The organism is Bhargavaea sp. GQ12 (assembly GCF_059758705.1).
Window position 1 is genome coordinate 83,464 of the sequence record NZ_JCAXEU010000006.1, and the last position, 19,541, is coordinate 103,004.

21 protein-coding genes are annotated in these 19,541 nt (G+C 53.6%); all 21 read left to right on the forward strand.

Annotation, left to right across the window (positions count from 1 at the left end; all coding sequences use genetic code 11):
• Nucleotides 1-22 precede the first annotated feature (22 nt).
• The 21 genes from AC6CHQ_RS07610 (at nucleotide 23) to AC6CHQ_RS07710 (ending at nucleotide 19,530) form a co-directional block, all read left to right on the forward strand.
• The gene (locus AC6CHQ_RS07610) at nucleotides 23-454 is read left to right on the forward strand and encodes a terminase small subunit (protein ID WP_498081241.1); all 432 of its coding nucleotides are present in this window, start codon (nucleotides 23-25) and stop codon (nucleotides 452-454) included.
• Nucleotides 451-1,734, forward strand: coding sequence for a PBSX family phage terminase large subunit (locus tag AC6CHQ_RS07615; protein WP_498081242.1), 1,284 nt, complete (start codon nucleotides 451-453; stop codon nucleotides 1,732-1,734). The genes AC6CHQ_RS07610 and AC6CHQ_RS07615 overlap by 4 nt, the downstream gene beginning before the upstream one ends.
• A gap of 12 nt (nucleotides 1,735-1,746) precedes the next feature.
• The gene (locus AC6CHQ_RS07620; protein WP_498081243.1) at nucleotides 1,747-3,336 is read left to right on the forward strand and encodes a hypothetical protein; all 1,590 of its coding nucleotides are present in this window, start codon (nucleotides 1,747-1,749) and stop codon (nucleotides 3,334-3,336) included.
• Between the two features lie 6 nt (nucleotides 3,337-3,342).
• Entirely contained in the window at nucleotides 3,343-4,434 is a 1,092-nt protein-coding gene (locus AC6CHQ_RS07625) for a phage minor capsid protein (RefSeq protein ID WP_498081244.1), read from the forward strand.
• A gap of 261 nt (nucleotides 4,435-4,695) precedes the next feature.
• Nucleotides 4,696-5,283 carry a phage scaffolding protein gene (locus AC6CHQ_RS07630; RefSeq protein WP_498081245.1) on the forward strand — a complete coding sequence of 196 codons (588 nt, stop codon included), beginning with the start codon at nucleotides 4,696-4,698 and terminating at the stop codon, nucleotides 5,281-5,283.
• 3 nt (nucleotides 5,284-5,286) lie between these two features.
• Nucleotides 5,287-5,685: a hypothetical protein gene (locus tag AC6CHQ_RS07635; protein WP_498081246.1), complete on the forward strand. Its 399-nt coding sequence runs from the start codon at nucleotides 5,287-5,289 to the stop codon at nucleotides 5,683-5,685.
• Nucleotides 5,686-5,718: 33 nt separating this feature from the next.
• Complete coding sequence (locus AC6CHQ_RS07640; RefSeq protein WP_498081247.1) at nucleotides 5,719-6,732, forward strand: major capsid protein; 1,014 nt, start codon at nucleotides 5,719-5,721, stop codon at nucleotides 6,730-6,732.
• Between the two features lie 16 nt (nucleotides 6,733-6,748).
• The gene (locus AC6CHQ_RS07645) at nucleotides 6,749-6,940 is read left to right on the forward strand and encodes a hypothetical protein (protein WP_498081248.1); all 192 of its coding nucleotides are present in this window, start codon (nucleotides 6,749-6,751) and stop codon (nucleotides 6,938-6,940) included.
• A gap of 35 nt (nucleotides 6,941-6,975) precedes the next feature.
• Nucleotides 6,976-7,254: a Rho termination factor N-terminal domain-containing protein gene (locus AC6CHQ_RS07650; protein ID WP_498081249.1), complete on the forward strand. Its 279-nt coding sequence runs from the start codon at nucleotides 6,976-6,978 to the stop codon at nucleotides 7,252-7,254.
• Nucleotides 7,255-7,266: 12 nt separating this feature from the next.
• Entirely contained in the window at nucleotides 7,267-7,620 is a 354-nt protein-coding gene (locus tag AC6CHQ_RS07655) for a hypothetical protein (protein ID WP_498081250.1), read from the forward strand.
• Complete coding sequence (locus tag AC6CHQ_RS07660) at nucleotides 7,617-7,958, forward strand: hypothetical protein (RefSeq protein ID WP_498081251.1); 342 nt, start codon at nucleotides 7,617-7,619, stop codon at nucleotides 7,956-7,958. Before AC6CHQ_RS07655 ends, AC6CHQ_RS07660 begins: the two co-directional genes overlap by 4 nt.
• Nucleotides 7,959-7,968: 10 nt before the next feature.
• Nucleotides 7,969-8,448, forward strand: a complete 480-nt coding sequence (locus AC6CHQ_RS07665; RefSeq protein WP_498081252.1) for an HK97 gp10 family phage protein — start codon at nucleotides 7,969-7,971, stop codon at nucleotides 8,446-8,448.
• Nucleotides 8,445-8,870 carry a hypothetical protein gene (locus tag AC6CHQ_RS07670; protein ID WP_498081253.1) on the forward strand — a complete coding sequence of 142 codons (426 nt, stop codon included), beginning with the start codon at nucleotides 8,445-8,447 and terminating at the stop codon, nucleotides 8,868-8,870. The genes AC6CHQ_RS07665 and AC6CHQ_RS07670 overlap by 4 nt, the downstream gene beginning before the upstream one ends.
• Nucleotides 8,860-9,417, forward strand: coding sequence for a hypothetical protein (locus tag AC6CHQ_RS07675; RefSeq protein ID WP_498081254.1), 558 nt, complete (start codon nucleotides 8,860-8,862; stop codon nucleotides 9,415-9,417). Before AC6CHQ_RS07670 ends, AC6CHQ_RS07675 begins: the two co-directional genes overlap by 11 nt.
• Before the next feature lie 67 nt (nucleotides 9,418-9,484).
• Nucleotides 9,485-9,979, forward strand: a complete 495-nt coding sequence (locus AC6CHQ_RS07680; protein WP_498081255.1) for a hypothetical protein — start codon at nucleotides 9,485-9,487, stop codon at nucleotides 9,977-9,979.
• A gap of 62 nt (nucleotides 9,980-10,041) precedes the next feature.
• The gene (locus AC6CHQ_RS07685) at nucleotides 10,042-10,326 is read left to right on the forward strand and encodes a hypothetical protein (protein WP_498081256.1); all 285 of its coding nucleotides are present in this window, start codon (nucleotides 10,042-10,044) and stop codon (nucleotides 10,324-10,326) included.
• 3 nt (nucleotides 10,327-10,329) lie between these two features.
• Entirely contained in the window at nucleotides 10,330-14,676 is a 4,347-nt protein-coding gene (locus AC6CHQ_RS07690) for a tape measure protein (RefSeq protein WP_498081257.1), read from the forward strand.
• 6 nt (nucleotides 14,677-14,682) lie between these two features.
• Nucleotides 14,683-15,441 (forward strand): phage tail domain-containing protein, encoded by a 759-nt coding sequence (locus tag AC6CHQ_RS07695; protein WP_498081258.1) that lies wholly within the window; start codon nucleotides 14,683-14,685, stop codon nucleotides 15,439-15,441.
• Nucleotides 15,442-15,455: 14 nt separating this feature from the next.
• Complete coding sequence (locus AC6CHQ_RS07700; RefSeq protein ID WP_498081259.1) at nucleotides 15,456-17,909, forward strand: phage tail protein; 2,454 nt, start codon at nucleotides 15,456-15,458, stop codon at nucleotides 17,907-17,909.
• Entirely contained in the window at nucleotides 17,909-19,099 is a 1,191-nt protein-coding gene (locus AC6CHQ_RS07705) for a fibronectin type III domain-containing protein (protein ID WP_498081260.1), read from the forward strand. The genes AC6CHQ_RS07700 and AC6CHQ_RS07705 overlap by 1 nt, the downstream gene beginning before the upstream one ends.
• An 11-nt stretch (nucleotides 19,100-19,110) precedes the next feature.
• Nucleotides 19,111-19,530, forward strand: a complete 420-nt coding sequence (locus AC6CHQ_RS07710; protein WP_498081261.1) for a hypothetical protein — start codon at nucleotides 19,111-19,113, stop codon at nucleotides 19,528-19,530.
• Nucleotides 19,531-19,541: the final 11 nt, after the last annotated feature.

Below are 19,541 nucleotides of genomic sequence, written 5' to 3' on the forward strand. Positions count from 1 at the left end.
TGTCTGGGGGTGGTGAAGTGCAGTGAAACTAACAGAAAAACAAAGGCGCTTTGCGGATGAGTATATCCGGCTAGGGAATGCAACAGAGGCTGCGCTGAATGCTGGATATAGCAAAAAGACGGCAAAGTCCATTGGTAGCGAGAACCTGACCAAACCTGACATAAGATCATATATCGATAAACGGCTGGACGAATTGAAGAAAGAATCCATTGCCGAGCAAGATGAAATCCTGCAGTTTCTCACGAAAGTCCTCCGCGGCCAGGCAAAAGGCACGGAACTTGTTGGTCTTGGAATGGGCGAGCAATCTGTAGAGCAGGTCCCGCCGACAGTTGCCGAAAGGACAAAGGCTGCTGAACTACTCGGCAAGCGCTTTGCCATGTGGACGGACAAGCACGACGTCGATGTACAGGGCGCCGTGCAATTCATTGACGATATCGGGATGGATGAGAAATGACTGCAGTGAAGTTGCTGTCCGAACTATTCCCTCCGGCCTTTCATTCATTCTGGAAAGCTGCCATCGATCCGGAGAAACTGCACGTCGTCTGCAAGGGCGGCCGTGGTTCGGGGAAGTCATCGGACATCGCCCATGCCATTATTCAAATCATCATGCGCTACCCAGTCAATGCGGTCGGCATCCGTAAGGTCGACAACACGATTGAACTATCCATCTTCGAGCAGCTCAAGTGGGCAATCAACGAGCAGGGGGTCTCTCACCTGTTCAAGATTACCAACTCCCCCATGAGGATCACCTATAAGCCGCGCGGCAACATGATTGTCTTCAGAGGGGCAATGGATCCGGAACGAATCAAATCCCTTAAGACCTCCAACTTCCCGTTTGCGGTAGCATGGGTGGAAGAACTGGCTGAATTCAAAACCGAAGAGGAAGTCACGACCATCACCAACTCCTTGTTGCGGGGAGAATTGGGGGATGGTCTTTTCTATAAGTTTTTCTACTCATACAACCCACCCAAGCGAAAGCAGTCCTGGGTTAACAAGAAGTACGAGACGTCTTTTCAGCCGAAGAATACATTTGTCCATCACTCAACCTACTTGGATAATCCGTTCATCTCAAAGCAGTTCATCGAGGAAGCGGAAGCCACCCGGGAACGCAATCCGAAACGATATGACTGGGAGTATGGCGGCAAGGCGATAGGATCCGGCGTTGTACCGTTCGATAACCTGCAGGTGGAGGCTGGTTGCATCACCGATGAAATGGTGAAGTCGTTCGATAACATCCGTCAGGGGCTCGACTTCGGTTATGGTCCGGATCCGCTGGCTTTCGTCCGCTGGCACTATGACAAGAAGAAAAACGGTATCTATGCGGTGGACGAGCTTTATGGACAGAAGATCAGCAACCGGGAAACCGCCAAGTGGATAAAGGGCAAAGGTTACGAGCGGCAAGACATCACTGCTGACAGCGCGGAGCCGAAGTCTATCGACGAGCTGAAGCATGAGCACGGCATCCGGCGTATTCGAGGGGCCAAGAAAGGGCCCGATTCAGTTGAATACGGAGAAGAGTGGCTCGACGACCTTGATTTCATCTGCATCGATCCTCTCCGGACGCCAAACATCGCCCGGGAATTCGAAAATATTGACTACCAGACGGACCGGGACGGCAATCCGAAGCCGCGGCTTGAGGACAAGGACAATCACACCATCGATTCGACACGCTATGCCTTTGAAAGCGATATGAAAACGCGGAAGGCCGGAATCTCCGGCGCCTCCGCTTGGTAAAGGGGTGAGCACATGACCATCAAATGGAGCAAGTGGGACGAATCAGTCGTCCGCAATACGCACGGCAACCTGTACTATTACCGAGACCTGTACGACGGCAAGCACGCCACCCTGTTTCCCCGGGCGCAGAAGCTGATACAAGAAGGCGACATCGTGGACGTTATCACGACAGGGGCTGCCAACGCCGCAAACGTGCAGACGCCTTATATCGTAGCGAACGTCGCCAAGCTCATCCCGGAGATCCCGGCAACACTGGTGGCCCGATCGCTCGGTCCGATGACCAGTTCACTCCGCAACGACGAGGAACGAAACCAGGAGGCGAGTGACAAAACGGATGACCTGATTGATGGAACAGAGGATGGCAGCTATAACGCCGAAATCGACGATCTGCAAAACGAACTGATCCGACAGATCGACCTCAACAGTAACCTTCAGTTTGAGCATTGGGGCAACTTGGTGCAACACCAGGTGGACGGCGGGCTGGTCGGTGTGCCTTGGCTGGACGAGCGCGGACTGCGCATCGAGTTTAAAAGCCGGGACGTTTACTATCCGCACGAAGATGGGTTGGGCGCGGATCTGGCCTATAACCGTACGTTTGACGACGAGGAGTATCTGCACGTATACCGGGAGCGCATCAAAGATGGCGACCTCTACACGCAGCACCTGCTCTTCCATCTTACCGACAGCCATGAAACAGAAGAGCTCGATGAGGACACGACAAAAGAACTGCTCGGCATGGAGGAACTTGAAACCGTCTATCCGGGGCGCGGCCGGCAGTTTATTGAGTACTGGCCGAACGATAAGACGTTCATGAATCCCCTCGGAGTTAGCTGCCTCAAGAACCAGGAGGGCAAGCAGGACGAGATCAACTGGACGCTGACCCGGAACGCGCTGACGTTTGAGAGAAACGGAAAACCAAGGCTCGCCGTCACCACTGACATCTTCAACGCCTTAGTGGAAAAAGCGCAAGAGCGGTATGGAGACGATGCACGAATTGACCATCGGGATCTCGAAATCACGACGATGGATGAGCACGGTAATTCGCTCGAAGTCATCCAGATAGACATCACCAAGATCGGCGATATTCAGTGGGTCAAAGACCTGATGAAAATGATGTTCATGGAGACAAGGACATCCGAAAAGGCAGTCGACTTCTACCTCGACAAGGAAGTCGGAAGAAGTGGCGCCCAATCCGGCGTGGCGAAGTTTTACGATCTGTTTGTCTCGCTTACGAAGGCAGAACAGCTGCAAATGGAGTATGTGCATTTTCTGCAGCGTTTAGTTGAAAATGCGCTCTGGATCGCCGCAGAGGACGACCCGCACGTGCGGATCGAGCAACCGGACTTCGTCCTAAAAGCCATGGTGCCGGTAAGCCGCAAGGAACTGGTCGAAGAAAACATCCAATCCTTCACGGCGGGGGCTCAGTCGCTTGAAGAGACGGTGCGCCGGCTGAACCCGGCGAGCTCGGAGGAGTGGATACAGGAGGAGATTGCAAAAATCCAAGAAGCATCGGCAGCGGATGACACGACGTCCATCCTGCGGGGGCGGTACACGCTTGGCAACTTCTTGGATAACCGGACAGGCGGCGCTGACGAGGAGTGATGACGCATGAACGAAAAGGAGCTCCAGCGCTACCTGCAGGACATCGTAAACCTCATCCATCTGCGCATCACGGAAACCGATCTGACCAAAAAGAAAGCGGCTGACCGGCTGATCAGTGAGATTGCAGTCCTGCTCGAGCAGTTCGGGGTAACGCTGGAACGGGTAATGCCGGAAGCCATTGTCCGTGAGTACTTCGGTGGCATCGATGAAGCATCCAAGCGCCTGGTTGAAGCGGGCGTCATCAATGAGGCGAGCAAGGCTGTCACGCCGTCCGGAGAGATAGCCAAGGCATTCCGCAAAGGTGTCCACTTGGAAACAGTCGCCGAGTTACTGGACGACACCATGCTGGACCTGCGAGCGGCCATACGGACAGCGCAGGCAAGTGCAGCCGCCAGCATCACCGAAACACTCAAGGGCGTGCAGAAGGATCTGGCACAGGGCATCATCAGTGGCGACCCGCGCAAGATGACACAGGCAAGGGTAGCCAAGACGTTTCAAGAAAACGGGCTGACATCGTTCATAACGAAAGACAACCGGAGATTACCGTTGGACTATTACAGCCGGCTGGTGGCGGCAACTAAGACGCGTGATGCCCGCGTCAACGGCTCGGTAAAGCGGTATGAGGAATTCGGCCAAGACCTTGTGCGGATCAGCGGTAATGCGGACACCTGTGAAGTGTGTGCCCGCTATCAAGGCATGGTGGTCAGTCTGACGGGTAAGACGCCGGGCTATCCAGTGGCCGGTGAAGATATCCCGTTGCCGCCATATCATCCTCACTGCAGAGACGGAATCATCCCCTTTGTGGCAAGTCGCAAGACGCCGGAGGAGATCGCCGCAGCCAAGGACCGAAACGCCTCATACAGCCCAACAGCGGATCGGCGGACGCCTGAACAACGGAAGGCGTATGAAAGGGAGCAGAAGGCACGGCGGCAGGCGAACGCCGAGAAGAAACAATATGCCCGCTGGCAGATGGTTCTAGGAAATCAAGCACCTAAGTCGATTGGCGGGTTCCGGCGGATGAAGCGGCAGAACACGGTAAAGTTTCAGGAGCTGTCGGCTGAGTATCGGCGGATTACAAGAGAAGACGTAAAGCGATGACGCCGGTAAGGCGTTTTTATTTTGCTTTCAAGGGGGTGATCCGTGTGTTCGCAGTGGCTGTCCCGCGATATGCGGAGAAAGGAGTGTGATCCGCAGGGTAACCAATCCCTGTATCTCCGCTGGCCACGGTTATCCGGCTGGACCAAAGCGCGTGAAGTCCTTAAAAGCTCGTGTTTTTGTTTGCACTCATCGTCTGGCGAACGTTAAACGCCACCCTTTCGAGGTCGACACCCTCGTAAAAAAACGTAAAGGAGAATCAGTATGAAAAGAGACTTTCTGAAAGAACTCGAACTCTCTGACGAACAGATCGATAAGATTATGGCCGAACATGGCTCGACGTTGAACGCCACAAAGCAGGAGCTACAGACGACGCAAGCGACGCTGGAACAGTTGAAAGTCGAGATCCAGACGCGCGACCAGCAGCTGAACGACTTGCAAGGCAAAGCAGGCGACAGCGAAGCACTCAAGCAAGCCATCGACGACCTGAAGGCTGCCAATGAGCTGACAAAGACCGAATATCAAAAGAAACTCAACAAGCAAAAACTCGAGTATGAGCTGGATAAGTCCCTTCTGGGTGCACGAGCCCGGAACCCTCGCGCGGTCAGGGCGTTACTTGACCAGGACATTATCAAGCTTGACGAAAATGGCTCGGTCGCAGGTTTGACAGAGCAACTTGAGAAGCTGAAAAGTTCGGACCCGTATCTGTTCGAAGGGGAGGAGAAACCGGGGCCGCGAGGCTTCACCCCGGGATCGAATCAGAAAGGCAACGATCCGAAAGAGCCGAATCACTACAGCCTCGGCGTATCCGCTTACGAGCGACTGCGCGGCAAGAAAACAAAGGAGGAATAATTCATGCCATACACACTGAAGAACGAGCAGAGCCCATTCCGGGGAGGTCGTAACATCCTGGCATCCGGCTGGGATCTCCAATTCATTGAAGAGGGAATCACGCTGGACGCGGAAGTGATTGGGGCAACGTATCTTCCGGTCGGCACACCGGTCATGCGGAATCTTACCACCGGCAAGTTTGTCGTATACAGCGATGGCGGCACGACAGAAGCCCCGACGGCTCCTGCGGGCCATGACGAATTCTGCATCCTGAACGTCGATGTCGATTGCGACGGGCAGAACGACGTGTTCGTTGGAGAGGCGCTGGTTCGTGCGTCCGTTTACGAGGCGAAGCTGCCGGACACCGTGACAGACACTTTCAAGACGCTAACACCTATGATCCGATACGTTCGCAATGTCTAATTTAAATTAATTTAACAATCAGGAGGGATTCCATTGGCAGGTATCACACATCTCGAACAATTCAAACCGGAAGCGCTGGCGGGGGTCGTGGATGCGACTGTACAAAACGTCGTTCCATCTTTCGCAGACCGCTTTCTCCCGACGGTAGAAGACTACAACCGTAAATTCGTATATGACATCATCAAGAACAGCCAATTCCTTGCCGCCTACATCGGCAAAGGTGCAGAGCCGCCGGTTGTCGACCGTAACGAAGTGGCTGACCGTCACATGGAGGTTGCTCAGTTCGGTCTGGAGAACGTCCTTACTTACGAAGAACTGGAGGCAATCAACCACGCACGGCAGGCTGCGCAGAACAATGCGATCGACCGAGTGCTTGCTGACAGCATCGACCTTGTAGAGGCGACGGTGCGCCTGACGCAGCTGGCGAAACTTGACGCCCTTTTGAAGGGTGAGCACGAAGTCAGCGGCAAGGGTGTCCGCTTCAACTTCGACTTCGGTATCCCGGAAGAAAACCGTGTTGCGCTGACCGCGGACAACGACTTCAACACCCCTGACTTTGATGTTCTTGGTTACCTCATGGATCAGGTGGACGCATACATCGATACAAACGGTAAGGCTCCGGACTTCATCGGTGTGTCCCGCGAACTCAATGCCAAGATCCTGCGAAACAAAGGCATCGTCATCGAGTCTGGACGTCCAGCAGGCTCTACACGCGCTTCGCAGGACGATTTGAACGAAGTCCTCGATTCGTTCGGCATCCCGCAGCTCACAGTTGTTTCGCAACGCCACATGACATACCAGGATAACTATACAGGTCAGACCGTCCGCCGAGAGTACATGCCGGTCAACCGGATCGTCATGCTGAGCGATGGGATTGGGGAATACAAACTGGGTCCAACGCTCGAAAACAACTTCCAGCCGGGCATCCTTCTCCGTGCTCGCGATAAGGAAGATCCGATCCGTTCGGTTATCGACACAGTGGGCGCAGGCTTCCCGCTTGTTGAAAACCCGTATCTGATCCGACACATCGACGCATTTACACCGTGATAGGAGGCGATGAAGCATGGAGAAAGTAAAGGTAAAAGTCGTCAGATCCATCGTTGATGGCAAAGGACATGGAGAGACGCTGTCAATCGACGAGAAATCGGCTGCGCATCTTGAATCCATCGGCTATGTTGAGCGTCTGGCCGAGAAAAAGGACGACAGCAAAAAGGACGGCAAGAATGATAAAAAAGGCAAGGAAGGCAAGGCGTGATGTCTTGTCATTCTTTGCTGAAAGGAGAATGACCCATGCCAACATACACAGCAAAAGAGTACCTAACGCACAAAGGCAGCGTGGTTAAACCAAACGAAACGCTTGAGCTTACCAACGAGCAAGCGAAACGCCTTGGCGACAAGGTGAGCATCGTCGCTGGCGCAGAGAGTTCTGACAGCTCGGAGGCGGGCTCCAAGGACTTGAAGGACCGCACAGTCGAAGAACTGAAAGAAATCGCCCAGACGTACGAAATCGAAGGTTACAGCACCATGAAAAAGGCGGAGCTGGTCGAAGCGATCGAAGCCCGTCAGTAAGGCGGTGATCGAATGGAATTCACAGAAGTGAACGCCTACATGGAAAAGCTCTACTCAGCGGGTCCGTATTTCGGACTGCCGGAACACGAACAGCAGACAGCCGTGTTTGAAGCGACCGAACTGCTTGCCGATGAATACGGCCAAGACAAGCTGACGCCACGCATCATCGCCCTCCAGACCCTCTACATGATTGAGGGAGAGGCGGAGGAATACGCGATGCTCAAACGTCAGGGGGTCAAGAACCTCAAGGTGAAGGATCTCTCCGTCGAGTTTGCTGCAGACTTCGGCATTGCGCCGGCCGTCATCAAGATCATGACACCATCGGCATCTGCCGTGAGCGGGGCGAGAGTGGGGCGGCTGATATGAGACCGCCCATGAGGCAGCGCATTCTCTATCATGCCATTAAGACGGACGAACAGGGCAATCCAATCAAGGACAAATTCGGCCGGCCGCAGACCATCAAGACGGAATCCGTCGCCCGGGTACAGCGGCGCTCACGAGTCGTCGCAGACACCAAAGGGACGGAACGGCGCATCAACTTGGAGATCGACCTTCCACCGGACATCAATCCGGACATTGGTTTGGAATTGGAATTCGAAGAACCCGGCGGCAAGTGGGGCAAGGGAACGATCGTGACCAAGGATGAGGCCATCAACCTGACCGGAACCCGCGTTTATTATCGGACGGTGTTTGTCGATGGCTAAGCGGCGGGCTTTGCACATTGACCTAACATTCGAAGGGCTTGACGAGTTTGTTGATCTGTTAGATGACGCTGAGAAGCATCTTGAGCACAACTTGGTCAGCGCAATGAAAGAGTATTATGCCCTGGTTGACGAGGGAACAAGGTCGCTTGCACCTCGCGATGATGGCGACTTGGAAAACTCTTTCACGGTAGACATCCCGAGAGTCGTCGGAAGTTCGGTCGTCGGAGGTATTGCCAGCAACCTCGCATATGCGCTCAGACGGAACGAGGAACCCTACAGGGCGGGTGTCCATGACAAATACGACAACGGCACGAAGTATGAGGACTACTACGTTGACGGACGAGGACAGCGGACACTCCAGAAGCCGGCTTGGCGGGGGCAACGTCCCGGCAGGAAATTCATGACCCGGGCGGTTGAACTGACCGAACGAGACTACGACGAAATCTTTGCACAAGCGCTTGAAGACACACTGAGGGGGCGACGCCGATGATCCAGAGCTATTTGAGGGAATACCTCGCCGGTGTGCTGCCAGAGCTCAGATGGACGGAGAGCTACCGCGCAAACGACAACAACGTCGGCACGGTGTACTCCGAAGGGGGCAGCTCCCCGGATGAGTACGATGTTCCGAATCGATACCCATCATACATGGTCTATATCTCTTCGCCGGACTGGGATTTTGCCCAAACGGCTGCGGAGATTGCATTTGAACAACTGAAGAAGTTGAAAGGCGTGCGCGTGCCGGTGACGTTCGAAAAGGACGGCGCCCCGGTCATGACGCGCGTCTTTTGGTTATGGCGGACCCGAATGCAGGGCGAGCCAAATGATCTCGGAATCGAAAATGGCATCCGGGATTTCTCGATCAACTTTGATGTGATACTCACAAGATTGAAGGAGGATGAACATGGACGTTAAAAGCATTCCATTCGGCCCGGCCACCATCACGGTCGGCGAAGGTGCAGAAGCCATCAAATTCGATGGCAAAAACTATTTCCAGGCGGACGGGGGCGAGGTCAGCATTGAACCGACGCTTGCTCCAATCAGCGTCATTGACTTTGGAGAAAACGAGATTGACGACCGTGTGAACGGATACGCTGTCGGCGTGACCATCGTGGCCGCCCAAGAAACTATCGAGACGTTTAAGCTGGCGATGGCCTATACGGACGAAATCACAGATACAACATCAGGAGAAGCGACCGGGCTCATGGACTCGGCGATCGGCTCCAGCTTGCGCAAAAAGGCGCGGAAGGTCGTCATCCACCCACGTGAACTTCCGGAGAGCAATACTTCCCGGGACATTACGGTCTACAAGATGGCGGGTGCAGAAGGAATCACAAAGTCTTATGGAGTGGAGCAAGGCAACCTTTCGATTGCACTCAAAGCCTATCCACGCGATGGCGCAGATGCCTCGAAGCCGGGGAACTACTTCTTCATCGGCGGCACGGATCCAAACGCACAATAATCACGACAACAGAGGGGGCCGCTGGCTCCTTCTTTTTTTGTATTTGAACCCAAGGAGGCAATAAACAATGACAGCAAAAGTACTACTCAAAACCAAAAAAGAAGGCGTCACCGAAACTATTCCCTTTGAAATTGAAAAGTTGGGCCTGTTGAACTTTGCAAAGGCCATGAAGGCACTCAATGAGATTGTCGATGTCCTGGGAAAGAATCCGGCGCTCGCTGAGCTGTTCGAAGACATCTTCATGAGCGAAGGTGATTCAGACGAAGGTAGCGACCAAAAATTCATCACAGCTCTTGTGCAATCGGCAGAGACACTATTGGTCCACTTGCCTGATCAAGCCATCAACCTGTTGTCCATCTTCTCCGGAATCAAGCGGGACATCTTGGATCAGCAGGCAATCGAAGACATCTTTGACGTGTACGATGCCATTCTCGAAGTCAACGACATTGAACGCTTGATCGTGCGCGCAAAAAAGTCTTTGGCCGCCACAAAAACAAAGACAGCGTTTCTCCGAAAGGCCAGGGAAGCGACGGCTCCAGCGACGGTGGCGGCGGCCAAGTAAAGCCGTCACTGGAAGAAGCGTTCATTTTCAAGCTCGCCAAGCCACTAGGTGGCCGGCGGGAAGTGCTTGAGACGCCGGCGGAGGAACTGTTGCAGCATATGGACTATGTGATGACGGATGAGAAACAGGAGCGTGAAAAGGAACGGGCACGGGCTTATATCCAGTTCCTGATCTCCCATTTCACAGCGCCGTCGTTCGGCGAACCGGACCGAAAGTTCCTGGCTGCTAAAGAGCAGTTTGTGGAGTCCATCATGCCAGAGTCGGCGCGACCAAAGAAACTGACGATCGAATATAAGTGGGATTATGAATTGCTCGATAAGCTGGCGGGATCGCAGAAGGGAGGTTAATCAATGGCGGTTGTAAGGGAATTGAGGGCGCGCTTTACAGCGGAGGCAAAGGCACTCAAGAAGGTTATGGATGACGTCAGGCGGAGTACCCGGGAGCTTGCAAAAGGGCAGGACACGGCACGGAAATCGATGGAAGGCGTCGGTCGGGAATCCGATACGATGGCAAAACAGTTCAAAACGGCAGACGGGCGCATGATGCGGCTTAATCGGACCACAGCCGATACCGGCCGAACCTTCTCAAATGCAGGGAAAAACACGGCTGGATTCAGCAATAGCCTTTCCCAAACGGAGAAGGTGGCCTCTAATACCAACCGCACCTTCAAGACGGCTGACGGACGGCTAGGGACCTTGAACCGGTCATTCCTTGAGTCTAACAAGACGTTCCGGACGACAGGGGGCAGCCTGACCACTCTCGGCAGGCATTTCTCGGCCGCAGAGGTCAGCGCGCTCACAGCCGGCAAGCAGGTCCAGTCCACAAGCGGACAGATGATGCGCCTTAATCGATCGGCGAGCGAGTCTGTAAGGACGTTCAAAACCACTGGCGGTAGTATTACGACGCTGGGCAAGCACTTCAGTGCGGCTGAGACGTCGGCCATGACCATGGGCAAACAGGTCAAGACGACGGCAGGCGGAGTGTCCGATCTCGGAACAACTGTCGGGAAGTCTGCCAAGACCTTCCGTACAAGTGGCGGTGATATTCGGGAGCTTGGACGCCACTTCACAGCAGCGGAAACCAACGCCCGTTTGATGGGCAAAAGCATTGAGAAAAGCGGGGACACGGTGGGCAGTACTTCGAAAACTGTGCAGTCCGCTGTTAGGGATCAGGTTTCCGCGCCGTTTAGGGGAGCGATTGACAACGTTAGAGGGTTTACCCGATCTGTCCGTGATATTGTCACATCGCTCGGTGTCTTCACGCTCATTGACAAAGGCATCGGCATGGTCACCAATTCACTGGCCGGTGCCATCTCACGCTATGACACGCTCAACAACTACCCTCGAGTGCTGGAATTGATGGGTTTTGATGCGGAGCAATCCTCCAAGTCCATCGACCGGCTGTCAGAAGGAATCGACGGGCTGCCAACTACGCTCGACAGCGTGGTCAGCACAGCACAGCGGATCGCCATCATCACAGATGACCTCGACAGCGCTACGGAGACGACACTGGCACTTAACAACGCATTTCTGGCAAGTGGTTCGTCCGCTGCAGATGCAGAGCGGGGTCTAGAGCAGTACGTCCAGATGCTGTCCAGGGGCGAGGTTGATTTAGAGGCTTGGCGATCCTTGCAGGAGACAATGCCAGTCGCACTCTCCCGGACAGCCGAGGCGTTTGGCTTTACTGGACGGTCCGCGCAAAACGACCTATACGATGCGCTGAAAGATGGCGACATCACCTTTGACCAGTTCAACGAAAAAATCATCGAGCTAAGCAACAAGACCGGCGGCTTTGCGGATATGGCGAGAGAAAGCGGCGCGGGTATCGCCACAGCGTGGACCAACATGAAGACCGCGGTTGTCCGTGGAACGACCAACATCATTGAATCGGTGGACAAGTCACTCGGCGGTGTCGGCTCGATCGCTGGATTTATCGACAAGATGAAGGGCAGCGTAAACACCGGATTCAAGGCGATGGAGAAAGCCGTGCCGCCTGTCATCACCTCATTCAAATTCCTGTATGGCGTCTTCAAAGACATCAGTGATAGGGCTGAACCTCTTCGCGACGGCATCCACGGTGTAATCGAAGCGTTCAAAGGTAATGACACGCCGCTGATGGCGTTTATGGGAAACCTCGGCAAGACGTGGGATGAAACGCAACGGGTCGTCAACGGAATTCACAACCTCCGCGATGGGATCAAGGCGTTCTTCAAACTTTTACAGGGAGACACTATCGGCGCCCAAGCCATCTTGGTCCGCATGGGCTTGACCTATGACGAGATTCAGCGCGTCTTTCGGTTGATCGATACGCTAAAAGAAAATCTTACCCGCGCCCGAGATTTTATTGTCGATGTGTTTGAATCGGCACGGCCTTCTGTAGAGGCGGCATTATCGGCTATTCTGGGCGTCGTCATGTCGGTCGTCGGCAAAATCATCGACTTCTGGAAGTCTGACGGCAAACAGATCGGTGAAGCGGTATCTAATGTCTTCAATGGCATTCTGGCCGTTGTGAAATTCGTCATGCCGTTTGTCCTCGGCATCATTAAAACAGTCTGGGGCAATATTGCCGGCGTGATCAATGGTGCGCTTAATATAATCATGGGTGTCGTCAAAGTGTTCAGCGGACTGTTGACCGGAGACTTCTCAAAGATGTGGGAGGGCATTAAGCAGCTCTTCTCCGGTGCAGTGGAGTTTATCTGGAACTTTATCCAGCTTACGTTCTACGGGAAGATCCTCGGCGGGGCGAAAACTTTCATTGCTGCGTTCCGTTCCGGCTTTGCGTCCATGTGGCAGGGGATAAAAGCTCTGTTTACCGGCGGAGTCTCTGCTGCCCGGGAAGCAATCACCAAAGGCTGGAACACCATTTGGAATGCAACGAAGACCGTCTTTACGAACATCGGAAACTTCCTCCGCGATACTTGGAACTCGATCAAGTCGATCACATCCGGGGCGGTCAACCTGGTCAAGACCGGGATTACGACTGGCTGGAATGCAATTCGGAATACAACCACATCGGTTTATAACGCCATCAAGGGCTTCCTGACGACAACTTGGAACACAATAAGGAACTTCGTTTCTCGTACGGTCGATGGCATTCGGGGAACAATTTCGAATGTCTGGAACTCGATCAAGAATACGACCTCGACAGTATTCAACAACGTCTGGAACTCAATCAAGACTGCTTTCACGAATGCATGGAATTTCGTGAAGTCAACGGCGACCAATATCAAGAACTGGGTCGTTGATACGTGGAACGGTCTAAAGGTTAGCACGGTCAACACCTTTAAGGGTATCTACGACGAAATCGTCAAGCGGTTCAATAACATTGTGGATGCTGCCAAAGCACTTCCGAAGAAGATCGGTGACGGCATCGGCAGCATGGCCTCAAAGGTCACTGCCGGCGTTACTAAGGTCATCAACACGCTGGCATCAACGCTCGGCAAGGGCGTCAACGGCGTGATCGGCGGCATCAACTGGGTGCTCGGCAAGATAGGCGTGAGCTCGTCGATTCCGCAATGGAGCGTCCCACAATACGCTCATGGAACGGACGGGCACCCCGGTGGCCTTGCTTATGTGGGTGACGGGAAAGGCGCACTGAAGGGACCGGAGCTCATTCAGCATCCCGACGGGACAACATACCTGTCTCCGGATAAAAAGACGCTTGTGAACCTTCCAGAGGGTGCTCAAGTGCTGAACGCGAAGGATACGCAGAAACTTATTTATCCTCACTACGCTAAGGGCATCGGCAGCAAAATCAAGAATGCCGCGTCCAAAGCGTGGGACAAGACGAAGGAAGTCGGGAGCAAAGTAAAAGATGTCGCTCTGAATGTCTACGATTATGTAAAAAACCCCGGGAAACTGCTAGACCTCGCTCTTAGCACCATTGGGGTTTCCAAGCCGTCTGGCAATAACTTTGTCGGCTGGATGGCTCAGGGAGCTTGGAATAAGGTCAAGGAGGGGGCGGCCGGTTATCTAAAGGGCATGATAGAGAAGTTCGGAAACTTTGGTGGCGGCAAGTTCGGCCCTCCGTTCCGGCTGACTAGCCGCGCAGGATGGCGGATCAACCCGGTTACCCGACAGTATGCCTTTCACTATGGTGATGACTACGGCGCGCCGATGGGCACTCCAATCCCATCTCAATCCTCTGGCGTCGTAACGGAAGCTGGCTTCCATAATATTCGCGGGAACTATGTCCGGATCAAATCAGGCATTTACAGCTTGCTCTATCAGCACCTTGCGCGGATGTTTGTCGGGCGAGGGCAGTCAGTGACTAAGGGTCAAAGTATTGGTACTGTGGGCTCCACAGGTCGTTCGACCGGCCCTCACCTTCACTTTGAGGTCTGGAAAAACGGTCAGTTCGTGCCGCCGGTCACCATGGGATATGCGGATGGTGGCATCGTAGATCGCGCACAACTTGCATGGATTGCAGAAGGCGGATGGGCTGAATCCATCATCAGCCATGATCCGGCCAAGCGTGTGAGCCAACGGGCGATTTGGGAACAGACTGGCCGGGAACTCGGCTTCAACACCCAGGAAAACCCTCAAATTATTGCGCTTCTCCGCCGCATTGCAACACTCATGGAGGGCAAGCGAGATGTGAATGTGGATGGACAGAAGGTTGCCGAAATACTGGAACCATGGCTGGATATTCTGCAAGGCAACAAAACGAGCCTGCGTGGCTCGATGGCCAGGGGGTGATGAGATTTGGGATTGATTGTTGAAAAGATGACCGGTGAATTCATCGACCTTGATGAAATCGGCATCCATGAGGAAGAACGGTTGGTGATCGGCTCCCCTGAATTTGATGGGGAGCTGATTTCGATTGAAGGGATGCATGGGGTAATCGCTGGGGAGACCTACTTCCGCGGACGGCCCATACAGGCAAAGTTGATTTCTCTGGAAGACGGCCTTGAGCTAATGGCGCGCAAACGCAGCCAGATCTTCTGGCTGTTTGACGCCAGGCAGCCGTTTTGGCTCACGGAAAAGCGGGAGCGCGGAAGAAGGTGGCTGGTTAAATGCACGAGTCCCTATTCGATAGCTGAAGTGGCCACAATTGGCCGGTTTGATTTAGACCTTACCGCGCTTGTTCCATTCTCGCAGACCAAATTGATCATTACGCGAAAATTTAGCGGTGCTACATTCGATTTTTTAAATGAGGGTACAGAAGAAATCGACATGGCCAGCCCGAATATGCAAGAGACCGAGATCGAGTTCCGCGGCCCATCCGATCAGCTCGCCATCCGGAACGCTACGACAGGGAAAGTCTGGTCCTACAAAGACAAGACGGGGGCCGGTGATGTTTTGCTCTTGAAGGGGCCGCGATCAATGAAGAACGGAGAAAGTATTTTCGGCCGGACGAACTTTGAAGTCCTGACGTTCGCACCTGGCCGTAACAAAATAGAATTGATTGGCACGACCGGAGAGTTTGAACTAACCATCCGGACGCGTTTTTATTTCCAGTGAAAGGAGGGTGAACGATGATTTCAGTCACATATGGCGGTCAAACGGAACCGATCACTCGGATCGTTGAATCCAGCTATGAGCGTCACCGGGAAGTAAACGGCCCGTTCACCCTTTCTTTTGTATCAGTTGAAGACGGAGAGAACAATCCAGGCCACGAACTGCTGCAGGAAGAAGCGCTTATCACCGAAAAGAACGGCCATACCTACCGCATCAAACAGATGCAGCAAGTTGGCAGGAGGAAGACGGTACGAGCGATCCACACGTATTTCGACACACTGAACGGCATCCAGAAGCATGAAATCTTTGGTGGCACAAAGACACTCAAAGAGTTTGCAGAGTGGGTGTTCGCCGGTACTGGCATCACGGTGGAAGTTCGGGGAATTACAGAGTTGAGGCTAATCGCAAACTTCGGTGAAGCGGACGGTCCGAAACTCATGGAGATCTTGCTTGCGACGTTTGAATGTGAGCGGGACATCCAGCCCGGTCCGCACATCGTCTTCGAGCGTCAGATTGGACCGGACAATGACGAGCAGTTCCGATATGGGAATGACGTCATCACGCATTCTTACAGCGTTGACACGACAAACCTGAAAACCTCAATCACCGGCTATGGCGGCAACGGCTTGAAAGTGACCTATACGTCACCAAACGCAACACTCTTCCCGCATGCCGGTGAAGCAGAGCCTGTCCGGGATGAGCGTTACACCATAGCGGATAGTCTTCTTGAACGAATCAAGCAGGATCTGAATGACGTGCCGGAAGTCGCAATCGAAGTTGAATCTGTAAAAGCCACGGAACGGGAGCTCGGGGAGCGTATCTGGCTCATCCTCGACAACATTGGAATCCGGATGAAGAGTCGCATCCTGGCAAAGACGGACCGGAAGCCGGCCCATAAATCAACCGCTGTTGTTGGTAACACATTGCAGAAATCACGTACAGATCAGCTAACCGAGACCAACGTCCGAATTGACGATACCAACACAACGGTGGAGGAAAACCGCCGCCAATCAGAGACTAAATTCGAACAAACCAACGAACGCATCGGAATGACTGCAGAAGCCCTCGAAAGGTATACAGACGAGCGTTACGGCCAAGTCCAGCGCGACATGTCCGCCCAGTGGGAGATCACCGCTGAAGGCATCGCCGGAGCCGTCAGTGAGTCTAAAGGGTACACCGACAGCCGCGAACTTATCATCATGGATGCGCTTGAAGCTGCCGAAAACCGGTGGGGGGAAGACCTCTCATCCATCGGCGCCCAGGTCACGAATCTTGATGGGTCTTTCTCCACAATTGTTGATGACCTCGGGACACTCGACAGCGATCTGGACACCTTGCGGGGCGATGTTGTCGCGATCACTGAGAACTATGATTCACAGTTCACTCAAATGTCCAATCGCATCACACTTGAAGTCAGCGGGGCGCGGGAGTATTCCGAAACGCAGGCCGGCATTGCACAGGCAGCCGCTGAGGGATACGCCGATAATCTCGTAGGCCCGGTCTCGGCTGATCTCGCGACTCTGCAAGGGTCCGTGACTGACCTTGACACATATATTGACGGAGCGTTCTCCGACAAGATGGTAGACCTAACTGAGCGCAAGACAATCGGCCAACTCATTAAAGACGCGGATGCCCACAAGGCAAGTATGGATGGCCGGTATACAACGCTGATCAATGATCCGGACCTTCCGGCTCACTCCAAGACTTACTTGAGTGACGCTAAGACTGCGTTTGATACCGCCTATACAAATCTCGTCACTCGAATACAGGGCGTGATTCGGGATGGTTTCGCCTTCCCTAACGAAGCATCAGAAATCGAAGTCTTATTTGAAGTGTTCCGGGATGCCTATGGGGAGATGAATAAACAGCTTCAAGACGCCACCGCAGAGCTCTCCGCGAAGTTTGCAAGTGACGCCGGTGCAGATGCGAAAAGCTACACTGACGGTGAGATCCAAACAGTCCGATCAGAGGCATCGTCGAGTTTCGACGTCCTGGAGGGCCGCATCAATGCAAAGGCCGACTCTTCCACGGTTACGAGCCTCGGAACCCGAACCTATAATCTTGAGCAGGACATGAACGCCATTGAGGGACAAATCACGAACACGGTGAAATATACTGATTACACCGGACAGGAGATTATTTCGCGGGTGAATCAGACGGCCTCCACCTGGAAGGTTCATGCTAAGAATATCGACATGGAAGGGATCACAACAGTCAACGGGGTTCTCAACGTCGGGACCGGTGACGGATCTGCGAAAGAGCTCCGGTTTCCACTTGACCGATACGGTTACGCCGCGAATATCCGGGGGGAACTGGCCGGAGGATTGTCGGGGATGTCCTTGAATGCTAGTGACATCCACATACTCGGATCAAATAACATTACAATCGGGTCCTCATCAAACGTTGATGTTGTCGCTCGGGGGAATTGGAGCTTCCCGCAGGGCTTGACCGTTCCGGCGGTGTTGGCGTAATGGCAAATGTTGAAACATGGGGCAAGTATCTCAGCATCACGTCTATCTCACAGACACAAATGAGTATCAGTTGGTCATCCATGGGCGAGTCTGGGAACGTCGTCACAGATTCCTATTACAATCTCGAACTTTGGGAGAACGATGAGGGGCCTGAGGGTACTCTGGTTTTTAGCAGCTACAGGGTATCCTTATCTGCGAGATCGTGGACGTTCTATAACTTGAAGCCGTCTACCCATTACCTTGTGAAGCTATACGCCAACCGGCAAAAGGACCGGGCAATTGATCGGCATTGGGCACTGACCTCAGCGCCGACCAACCCTACCCCTGGAACTCCGAGCCTCTCGCTTTCGACGAGCGGCCGGAATGTCTACATCAGCGGGAGCAAGGGTTCGGATACAACCTATCTGAATGTCTACGTGGATGATGTGAGGCAATGGCGGGTTTACATGGGGAGCAACACGACATATACCCTCACCTATACCGGCAACTACAGCACTCGTTATAAGGTGACGGTCACGCCTGAGAACTCCTGGTATACAGGGACATCGGTCACTCGCTACATCACGACAGGAGCCGAGCCATTACCTGATCCGCCGCCCGCACCGTCGGGGCTGAACATCTACAACTCAGGGGAGACATGGGTCTCGTTTGCCTGGAATGCTGCAGCGCGGGCAGAAAAGTATGCCATGGAAATCTGGCAAGGTAATAATGTCGTAGCCTATGATTACAACATCTACGCCACAACCAAGACATTCTCGGGCCTTTCGCCGGGAGTCTCTTATATGGTGAAGCTCTACGGCTGGAACACTGGCGGGAACGGTACGCCGATATCGTTCCATTTCTCACTGGGGTATGTACGACCGAACAACTTTGGCTGGACGATCACTAAAGCCCGCGGAAGGTCGTATAGCATCGTCAACGGAGTGTTCGTCAATCTCATTTCATATGATGAGTTTCTTGCCTTCCGTCAGCGGATCAATGACTTCCGGCGATACTCCGGCAAGTCGACCTACACCTTTACCAACGTTGCGAGGAATACCCTTTTGTCCGCAACGCTCTATAATCAGCTCAATAATTCCATAAACGACATGGCCCCGCCAACTCGTCCGCCCGGAACTCGTTCATCCGGTGCAGGCGATTTGCCGGGGCTTTTTAATGGAGTCAGGGACTCGCTCAACTCAATCAACTAGGAGGTCATCAAATGGCAATCACAGTGAAAACGAATCAGGTCACCGGCACATACGACACAGAGGACATCAACGTTGTGGCCAGCGCGCTCAACTCCCCAAGCCCAATGATCAGCATCGGGGCGGACTACATGACGACCAAGGACGACGTCATCAGCTTCTACTCCGGGGAGCCTGGGGAAACAGCCACAAATACGTATCAAGTCACCACTCGAGCTGGAGATGCCTACATCATTTCCCTGCCTGACGGCGAGAATGCTAAGACACTCTCTGAAAAAATCAACAAGCATGCTGAGGGGAAAGAGGACCGGTTTGGCAATCGCATCGTCACCAAGCCGTTCATTGTACTTGGTGACGAAACCTCTGCGGTTGGTCTGCGATACAACGATATCAAGACCGCCGCCAAGGTGAGTCGGTCAGAACAAACACAGTAAGGGGTGGTCTA

Coding starts and splice junctions, on each gene's coding strand:
- AC6CHQ_RS07615 (WP_498081242.1), top strand. CDS start 451: ATGACTGCAGTGAAGTTGCTGTCCGAACTATTCCCTCCGGCCTTTCAT.
- AC6CHQ_RS07620 (WP_498081243.1), top strand. CDS start 1,747: ATGACCATCAAATGGAGCAAGTGGGACGAATCAGTCGTCCGCAATACG.
- AC6CHQ_RS07625 (WP_498081244.1), top strand. CDS start 3,343: ATGAACGAAAAGGAGCTCCAGCGCTACCTGCAGGACATCGTAAACCTC.
- AC6CHQ_RS07630 (WP_498081245.1), top strand. CDS start 4,696: ATGAAAAGAGACTTTCTGAAAGAACTCGAACTCTCTGACGAACAGATC.
- AC6CHQ_RS07635 (WP_498081246.1), top strand. CDS start 5,287: ATGCCATACACACTGAAGAACGAGCAGAGCCCATTCCGGGGAGGTCGT.
- AC6CHQ_RS07645 (WP_498081248.1), top strand. CDS start 6,749: ATGGAGAAAGTAAAGGTAAAAGTCGTCAGATCCATCGTTGATGGCAAA.
- AC6CHQ_RS07650 (WP_498081249.1), top strand. CDS start 6,976: ATGCCAACATACACAGCAAAAGAGTACCTAACGCACAAAGGCAGCGTG.
- AC6CHQ_RS07655 (WP_498081250.1), top strand. CDS start 7,267: ATGGAATTCACAGAAGTGAACGCCTACATGGAAAAGCTCTACTCAGCG.
- AC6CHQ_RS07660 (WP_498081251.1), top strand. CDS start 7,617: ATGAGACCGCCCATGAGGCAGCGCATTCTCTATCATGCCATTAAGACG.
- AC6CHQ_RS07670 (WP_498081253.1), top strand. CDS start 8,445: ATGATCCAGAGCTATTTGAGGGAATACCTCGCCGGTGTGCTGCCAGAG.
- AC6CHQ_RS07675 (WP_498081254.1), top strand. CDS start 8,860: ATGGACGTTAAAAGCATTCCATTCGGCCCGGCCACCATCACGGTCGGC.
- AC6CHQ_RS07680 (WP_498081255.1), top strand. CDS start 9,485: ATGACAGCAAAAGTACTACTCAAAACCAAAAAAGAAGGCGTCACCGAA.
- AC6CHQ_RS07690 (WP_498081257.1), top strand. CDS start 10,330: ATGGCGGTTGTAAGGGAATTGAGGGCGCGCTTTACAGCGGAGGCAAAG.
- AC6CHQ_RS07700 (WP_498081259.1), top strand. CDS start 15,456: ATGATTTCAGTCACATATGGCGGTCAAACGGAACCGATCACTCGGATC.
- AC6CHQ_RS07705 (WP_498081260.1), top strand. CDS start 17,909: ATGGCAAATGTTGAAACATGGGGCAAGTATCTCAGCATCACGTCTATC.
- AC6CHQ_RS07710 (WP_498081261.1), top strand. CDS start 19,111: ATGGCAATCACAGTGAAAACGAATCAGGTCACCGGCACATACGACACA.